General features: G+C 71.5%; 10 protein-coding genes and 1 pseudogene. 6 read left to right on the forward strand and 5 right to left on the reverse strand.

The genetic code is table 11. The features are described from left to right. Positions 1-19 precede the first annotated feature (19 nt). Genes ACWDVW_RS13290 through ACWDVW_RS13300 form a run of 3 tightly spaced genes read right to left on the reverse strand, consistent with a single transcriptional unit; the run spans position 20 to position 1,155 of the window. Positions 20-436 carry a PLD nuclease N-terminal domain-containing protein gene (locus tag ACWDVW_RS13290; RefSeq protein ID WP_449947752.1) on the reverse strand — a complete coding sequence of 139 codons (417 nt, stop codon included), beginning with the start codon at positions 434-436 and terminating at the stop codon, positions 20-22. Between the two features lie 30 nt (positions 437-466). Further along, complete coding sequence (locus ACWDVW_RS13295) at positions 467-769, reverse strand: DUF202 domain-containing protein (protein WP_449947754.1); 303 nt, start codon at positions 767-769, stop codon at positions 467-469. After that, positions 766-1,155, reverse strand: a complete 390-nt coding sequence (locus tag ACWDVW_RS13300; RefSeq protein WP_350693499.1) for a DUF202 domain-containing protein — start codon at positions 1,153-1,155, stop codon at positions 766-768. Before ACWDVW_RS13300 ends, ACWDVW_RS13295 begins: the two co-directional genes overlap by 4 nt. Positions 1,156-1,195: 40 nt before the next feature. Here ACWDVW_RS13300 and ACWDVW_RS13305 point away from each other — a divergent pair, with 40 nt between their 5' ends. The 4 genes from ACWDVW_RS13305 to ACWDVW_RS13320 all read left to right on the forward strand — a co-directional run bounded on the left by ACWDVW_RS13305 (position 1,196) and on the right by ACWDVW_RS13320 (position 4,347). Beyond that, positions 1,196-1,993 carry a GNAT family N-acetyltransferase gene (locus tag ACWDVW_RS13305; protein ID WP_449947756.1) on the forward strand — a complete coding sequence of 266 codons (798 nt, stop codon included), beginning with the start codon at positions 1,196-1,198 and terminating at the stop codon, positions 1,991-1,993. Next, positions 1,990-2,403 (forward strand): hypothetical protein, encoded by a 414-nt coding sequence (locus tag ACWDVW_RS13310; RefSeq protein ID WP_350693502.1) that lies wholly within the window; start codon positions 1,990-1,992, stop codon positions 2,401-2,403. The genes ACWDVW_RS13305 and ACWDVW_RS13310 overlap by 4 nt, the downstream gene beginning before the upstream one ends. 192 nt (positions 2,404-2,595) lie before the next feature. After that, on the forward strand, positions 2,596-3,375 hold the full coding sequence (locus ACWDVW_RS13315) for an electron transfer flavoprotein subunit beta/FixA family protein (protein ID WP_350693504.1): 780 nt from the start codon (positions 2,596-2,598) through the stop codon (positions 3,373-3,375). 12 nt (positions 3,376-3,387) lie between these two features. Continuing rightward, positions 3,388-4,347 (forward strand): electron transfer flavoprotein subunit alpha/FixB family protein, encoded by a 960-nt coding sequence (locus ACWDVW_RS13320; RefSeq protein ID WP_449947759.1) that lies wholly within the window; start codon positions 3,388-3,390, stop codon positions 4,345-4,347. Positions 4,348-4,448: 101 nt separating this feature from the next. Here the strand turns inward: ACWDVW_RS13320 and ACWDVW_RS13325 are convergent, their stop codons facing one another. Together ACWDVW_RS13325 and ACWDVW_RS13330 are read right to left on the reverse strand one after the other, a co-directional pair. After that, a complete protein-coding gene (locus tag ACWDVW_RS13325; protein ID WP_449947762.1) occupies positions 4,449-5,228 on the reverse strand; it encodes an anti-sigma factor in 780 nt (259 codons plus the stop codon). Beyond that, positions 5,182-5,784, reverse strand: coding sequence for an RNA polymerase sigma factor (locus tag ACWDVW_RS13330; RefSeq protein ID WP_449947790.1), 603 nt, complete (start codon positions 5,782-5,784; stop codon positions 5,182-5,184). Before ACWDVW_RS13330 ends, ACWDVW_RS13325 begins: the two co-directional genes overlap by 47 nt. Positions 5,785-6,013: 229 nt before the next feature. Between ACWDVW_RS13330 and ACWDVW_RS13335 the strand changes: the two genes are divergently transcribed. Next, a complete protein-coding gene (locus tag ACWDVW_RS13335; protein WP_449947765.1) occupies positions 6,014-6,844 on the forward strand; it encodes a DUF4397 domain-containing protein in 831 nt (276 codons plus the stop codon). Then, positions 6,841-7,464: pseudogene (locus ACWDVW_RS13340) on the forward strand (hypothetical protein); the annotation flags it as partial. The gene ACWDVW_RS13335 and the pseudogene ACWDVW_RS13340, both read left to right, overlap by 4 nt.

The following is a 7,464-nucleotide window of genomic DNA, read 5'->3' on the forward strand; positions in this document are numbered from 1 at the left end:
GCGGACCTCGCCCCGGCGGTCACACCTCGGGGCGGGGTTCCTCGCGCGGCGGGTCGCCCTCGCGTCGGCGCAGGTCGTCCTCGCGTCGACGCAGGTCCTCCTCCCAGCGCTGGAAGAGCTCCTGGTCCTCCTTGCGGGACCGCTCCTGGATCGAGCGCAGGAACTCGGGGTCGTCGTCCGGGGCGAGCGGCCGCTGGGGCCCCCGCTCGGCCGGTCGCGCGCCCGTCGACCACATGCCGCCACCGTCGGCCTTGCGCTTGCGCCCGGCGACGAACCAGGCGATCGAGCCGATCAGCGGGGCGAAGAGGATCATCAGCACCCAGGCGATCCGGGGTAGGTGACGGATGTCGTCTTCCTCGGCGGACAGGCAGCTGATCAGGGCGCAGACGGCGAGGACGACCTGCACCACGAAGAGGAGGATGTACAGCCGGGCCATGTACCCATCATGTCCTACCCGACGAGATGGTCACACCCCGCGCAGCACCAGCAGCACGCCGAGCAGGGCGAATCCGGCCGCACCCAGCCCGACCAGGGCGAGCGTGCGACCCCCGCCGGCGACCGCGCCGACGGTGATGCTCCGCCGCCAACAGAGCGTGACCACCGCCACCCACCCCAGCACGGCCAGCGCGGCCGGCAGCGTCCCGACGGGGCCGCCGCCGAGGGCGAGCCGGACGGCCAGCAGCACCACCACGGTCATCGCCAGCGCGGTGCGCCGCCAGGCCAGCCGGGTCCGCTCGGGTTGCAGCCCGGGGTCGCGGGTCGCGCTCATCGGCCCACCGCGCCCACCAGCACCGCCACCGTGAGCAGCAGCGCGCCGAGCGCGACGACCAGGGCGAGCACGGCCGGGAACCGGGACGCGGGCAGCTCCCTGCCGAGCCGGATGGCGCGTTCGCTGCGCGCCCAGTGGTCCACCGCCCGCAGCGCGACCACCCCGCCGAGCAGCAGCAGCGCCACCGAGATCACCTCGCGCAGGTAGGACGCCGGCATCTCCGGCAGGAACTGCGCGGCGGCGAGCCCGCCGGCGATCAGTGCCAGCCCGGTACGCAACCAGGCCAGGAAGGTCCGCTCGTTGGCCAGCGAGAAGCGGTAGTCGGGGGTACGCCCCACCGACCGCATCTCCTGCGGGTCGAACCAATTCTTGATCAACTGCCACACGCAGGTGATTATCCGGTTCCGGTCGGGCATAACTGGAAACATGACGGATCTTGACGCGATCACGTTGCGCACGGCGTACGACACCCACCTGCGGCCGGGACTGCCCGATCCGGTGCCGGACGGGGTCCTGGTCCAGCGGGACGGTCCGTTGTTCCGGGTGCTCGGGCTGGACGGCCGGGGCCTGGTGACCTATCGCGATCTCGGCGGTCTGAGCGGCACCGAGCTGGACGAACTGATCGCCCGGCAGGTGGCGGTCGCCGTCGAGCGCGGCGAGCCGGTGGAGTGGAAGCTGCACGGTCACGACGACCCGGCCGACCTGCCGCAGCGGCTGCGCGCCGCCGGGTTCACGCCGGAGGCGGAGGAGTCCGTCATGGTCGGGCCGGTCGCGCCGCTGGCCTCCGCGCTGCCGGTGGTGCCGGAGGGCGTACGCCTGCGCGAGGTGACCGGCCGTGCGGATCTGGAGCGGATCGCGGAGCTGGAGACGCAGCTCTGGGGCGAGGACCTGGCCGGCCTGGCCGACGGGCTGGCCCGCGAGATCGACGCCGACCCCCAGGCGATCACCGTGGTGGTGGCCGAGGCGGACTCGACGGTGGTCAGTGCGGGCTGGGTGCGGTATCCGGCGGAGACCACCTTCGCCACGCTCTGGGGCGGTTCGACCCGGCCCGAGTGGCGGCGGCAGGGGATCTATCGGGCGCTGGTCACCTACCGGGCCCGGTCGGCCGGTCAGCGGGACCGGACGCTGTTGCAGGTCGACGCCGGTGCGGAGAGTCGTCCGCTGTTGGAGCGGCTCGGCCTCGTCGCGGTCACCAGCACCACGCCCTACGTCTACACTCCGTGATCATGACGCAGCGGCTGACCGACGAGGAGAAGCTGACCCTCAAAACGGGTGCCTTCGGCGCGGTCCTCATGGTCTCGAACGCCGAGCCCGGCCTGCTGGCGGTCTTCCGGGAGAGCTTCGCCGCCTCCGGGGCGATCTCCGACGCCAGCGGGGTGGTGAAGGAGGCGCTGACCAGCGGCCCGCTGCCGAAGCTGCCGCGTGACTCGGCGCTGGAGATCGAGTCGGTGGTGCTGCCGGCGCTGCGCCGGGCGGTCGGCATCCTCACCGAGAAGGCGCCGCAGGACGTCGGCGTCTACCGCGAGGTGGTGCTGGCCGCCGCCGACCGGACCGCGCGCGCCCACCAGGGGGTCAGCCCGGCCGAGGCCGAGGCGATCGGTCGGATCAAGGACGTACTGGGCGACTCGTCCTGACCGACGGCCACTCCCGGTGAGCTGCGTCACGTCGGCCGCGCACGGAAGCCTATGCTACCGACAGGTAACATCGCGTCGTGGGCAACTGCACAGCAGCCCACGGTTGACCTGACGGCAACAGACACGCAAGGCTGCGCCCCAGACCAGGGGCGATTGAGCACACCACCACAGCAGGAGGGTCGTCGAAGCGCGATGAACATCGTCGTACTCGTCAAGCAGGTGCCCGATTCGGGCGCGGACCGCAACCTGCGTACTGACGACAACACTGTCGACCGCGGTTCGGCGAACAACGTCATCAACGAGATGGACGAATACGCCATCGAAGAGGCGTTGAAGATCAAGGAGGCGCACGGCGGCGAGGTGACGATCCTGACCATGGGTCCGGATCGGGCGACCGAGTCGATCCGCAAGGCGCTGTCGATGGGTCCGGACAAGGCGGTGCACGTGGTGGACGACGCCCTGCACGGTTCCTGCGCGGTGGCCACCTCGAAGGTGCTGGCTGCGGCGCTGGGTCAGCTCGGCGCGGACCTGGTGCTCTGCGGTGCCGAGTCGACCGACGGCCGGGTGCAGGTGCTGCCGCACATGCTGGCCGAGCGGCTGGGCGTGGCGGCGCTGACCGGCGCCCGCAAGCTCACCGTCGACGGGAGCACGTTGACCGTGGAGCGGCAGACCGAGGAGGGCTACGAGGTGGTCACCGCCTCGACGCCGGCCGTGGTCTCCGTCTGGGACACCATCAACGAGCCGCGGTACCCGTCGTTCAAGGGGATCATGGCGGCCAAGAAGAAGCCGGTGCAGACCCTGGGCCTGGCCGACCTGGGTGTGGCCGCCGACGAGGTGGGCCTCGCCGGGGCGACCAGCACGGTGCTGGAGCACAGCAAGCGCCCGCCGCGTTCCGGTGGGGTCAAGGTCACCGACGACGGCTCCGGTGGCGCCCAGTTGGTCGAGTTCCTCGCCACCGAGAAGTTCGTGTGAGGGGTGTGGGACATGTCTGAGGTTCTCGTCGTCGTCGAAGCCACTCGGGAGTTCGGCGTCAAGAAGGTCACCCTGGAGATGCTCACTCTCGCGCGCGAGCTGGGCACTCCGGCGGCGGTGGTGCTCGGCGGCGCCGGTGCCGCCGACGCGCTCGCCGGCAAGCTGGGCGAGTACGGCGCGGAGAAGATCTATGCCGCCGAGGGTGAGGAGATCGACGGCTACCTGGTGGCGCCCAAGGCCACCGTGGTCGCCGACCTGGTCAGGCGGGTGCAGCCGGCCGCCGTCCTGCTCGCCTCCTCGCAGGAGGGTAAGGAGATCGCCGCCCGGCTGGCGGTCAAGCTGGACAACGGCATCCTGGCCGACGTGGTGACCCTGGCCGCCGACGGCACCGCCACCCAGGTGGCCTTCGCCGGCTCGACCGTGGTCACCTCCAAGGTGACCCGTGGCCTGCCGCTGGTCACCGTCCGGCCGAACTCGGTCACCCCGGCCCCGGCCGCCGCCACCCCGGCGGTGGAGCAGCTCACGGTCACCGTCGGCGACACCGACAAGCTGGCCAGGGTCGTGGACCGGGTGGCCGAGCAGAAGGGCTCGCGCCCCGAGCTCACCGAGGCCGGTGTGGTGGTCTCCGGCGGTCGTGGGGTCGGCAACGCCGACAACTTCACGCTGGTCGAGGAGCTGGCCGACCTGCTCGGCGGCGCGGTCGGCGCCTCCCGGGCCGCCGTCGACTCCGGGTACTACCCGCACCAGTTCCAGATCGGTCAGACCGGTAAGACCGTCGCGCCGCAGCTCTATGTGGCGCTCGGCATCTCCGGCGCGATCCAGCACCGGGCCGGCATGCAGACCTCGAAGACGATCGTCGCGGTCAACAAGGACGGCGAGGCGCCCATCTTCGAGCTGGCCGACTTCGGCGTGGTCGGCGACCTGTTCAAGATCGTCCCGCAGGCCGCCGAGGAGATCCGCAAGCGCAAGTGAGGCGTGATCGCGAAGCCGCCGCCCGGAACACCGGGCGGCGGCTTCGTCGTCTGCGCCGAGGGAGCTGATCGGCGGGCCGGGGAGCTGAACCGGCCCGCCGATCAGCCCGTCAAGGAGCCCCTCAACAGGCTGTCCCCGGAGTGGGCGGTGTCGTTGTCGTACTGCTCGGCGGAGACGTCGACAACAGAGTACTGCCCGAGGTCGACGTTGGGCGGGAGCGGCAGCAGCACCTCGCTGCCGGTGCCGAGCACGCCGATCGAGAACATCTCCATGGTGTTCGGGTTGATGAGCCAGACCTCGTAGTACCCCGGCACGGCCGGGAGATTCGCGACATGCAGATGAAGCTCGCCGCTGTCGAGCACCCGCGCGTCCCCCCGGGCCTGTGCCGGCGTGCCGCCGTACGCGTCGAGCCGGGCGCTGGCCACCACCGTCTGGGCCGGCGGTGCCGGGTCGGTCGAGCCCCCGCCCAGCACGACCGCGGTGCCGACCACCCCGACGGCGGCAGCGGCCACCGCCGTGGTCGCGGTCGCCAGCCAGCGCGGCACCCGGCCACGCCGGCCCCGTGCCACCGGACCCGCGTCGGTGCCCGCCGGGGTGTCGGCGGTACGCGGCACGGGCGCTCGCCGCCGAGCGTCGGCGGCCAGCCCGGGCAGGTCCTGTGCGGCCCGGATCTCGGCCGTGATGCCCTGCCAGAGGTGCTCCGGCGGATCGGGCAGGTCGCGCAGCCCCTGGGTGGCGGCACCGAGACCGGCGACGTGCCGCAGGTTCTCCAGCTCGCCACGACAGTGCGGGCAGCCGTCGAGGTGGGTGCGGTCGACGTCCTCCGCCTCGCTCTCACCGAGTGCCAGAAAGACCAGCCGATCGTGCTCCAGGTGCGGCACCGTCCACCTCCCATCTGCGCTTCAGGCTCGCCATGCCCCGTCGGATGTGACTCTTGACGGTACCCAGTGGCACCCCGGTCACCGCCGCGATCTGCTGGTGGGTCAGATCGTCGAAGAAGGCCAGCTCCAACATGCGTCGCTGGTCGGCGGGGAGCCGCGCGAGTTCGTCGGCGACCACCAGCCGGTCCACCACGACGTCCGGATCGGCACCGGCGCCGGCTGGCTCGGGGAGTTGGCGTACCGCCTCGGTCACCCGGTTCTCCCGGCTGACCGACCGCAGCCGGTCCACCACCTTGCGCCGGGCGATCCCGAGCAACCAGCCGACCAACGAGCCCCGGGCGGGATCGAAGGTGTCCCGGCCCAGCCAGGCGGCGACGAAGGTGGCCTGGGTGACGTCCTCCGCGTCGCTGCGGTTGACCAGGGTGCTGGTGGCCAGATGGAACACGGCACGGCCGTAGCGGTCGTACGCCTCGCGTAATGCCAGTTCGTCGCCGTGGCGGAACCGGTCGGCGAGGTCGTCCTCGGGTGTCCCCGGCTCGTGCCGGGCCCCGGTCACGGGACAGGTCGCCTGGTTGGGGGCATGCCCGACTGTAGCTCTCACCGGCGCCGTCCCCTCTGTCAGCCCAGCGGCTCCTCGATGTCTCTTCGTCCGGGACCACCCCGCCGGATGCGCTTGCGAGGAAGAAAAGAAAGTCGATTTCCGGCGCATCCAGGCGGCGACGTACCGGCGTAACTCGGGATGTCAGCAACACCAACGAACCAGTACGAACCATCAGGAGGCAGACATGCAGCTCGCGTACCTTCGTCGGGTCGCGGCAGGCGGCGCGGTCGCCGCGCTGACCTTCGTCGCCGCCGGCGTCGCCACCGCCACCCCGGCCTACGCCGCCACCTCGAAGGTCTCCGTCGTGCACGGCATCCCGGACACCCCGGTCGACGTGTACGTCAACGGCGAGAAGACGCTCGAGGGATTCAAGCCCGGTGACGTGGCGGGTCCGCTGGACCTGGCCGAGGGGCGGTACGACATCGCGCTGACCAAGCCAGGCGAGCCGATCGGGCAGGCCATCCTCACCGTGGACGACGCCGAGGTGCCGGGCGGGGCGAACCTCAGCCTCGCCGCCCACCTGGACGCCGAGGGCAAGCCGAAGATCACGCCCTTCGTCAACGACACCGCCAAGGTGGACGCCGGGAAGGCCCGGCTGATCGTCCGGCACACCGCCGCCGCCCCGGCGGTGGACGTCCGCGCCGGTGGCACGCCGGTCTTCGAGGACCTGACCAACCCGAACGAGGCCAAGGGCGACGTGGACGCGGGCAGCGTCTCGGCGGACGTGGTGCTCGCCGGCACCGACACGGTGGTGATCGGACCCGCCGACCTGAACCTGCGGGAGGGGACCGCGACGATCGTCTACGCCATCGGTTCCGCCGAGGCCGAGAACCTGGACATCGTGGCGCAGACCATCACCGGGCTGCACTCGGCGCCCTCCGGCGTGCCCAGCGGCACCGGCGGCGAGGCGGGCACCGGGCTGACCACCGGCTGGTACGTCCTGGCGGGTGCCGGGGTGCTGCTGCTCCTGCTGGGCGGGGTCCGGGTGGCCCGCACCGTCCCGGGTCGCCGGTGAGCGTCGTCAACCGTGCGGCGCTGGCGGCACTCGCCGAACAGGCCCACCTGAGTTCGCCGGAACGTCGAGTTCTCACGGGCATTCTCGCCACCGAGGGCTGGCATCTGCTGGCCCGCCTGGGAACTCGACGGCCCGCCCACCCGACCGCCTTCGCGATCGGTCCCACCGGCGTCTTCGCGATAGTGTTCGCCGCTACCGCCCCCGATGCCTCCGAGCTCAGCGATCTGCGCAAGCACGCCGAAGAACCACTCGTGCGACTTTCTGCCGCCGACTTCCGATTCGTCCCGCACATGGTCGAGATCGTCGTCGTGCTCCCCGGCCGAATTCGTGCCGAATCCGATGGCCGCATCCACGTCGTCGACGAAGCCGCCTTGCTCGACACCCTGATCCGGCGCGAGCGACGGTTCAAGCCGGCCCGCTCCGCCCAACTCGCGGCGTCGAGCGTCGACAAGTTCATCCGCCTGCACCTCGATCTACCGACCGCCGACGAGTCCACCGACCTCGCAGGCCTTTTCACCGAAACCGACCTCAATGAAGCCGAACGCGCTGCGGCTCTCGCCCGCCCGTTCAGCGATTGGATGACCTTTCTCGACCCGGCCCAGCTCACTCTGGTGCAGACC

It is taken from the genome of Micromonospora sp. NPDC003241 (genome assembly GCF_053589795.1).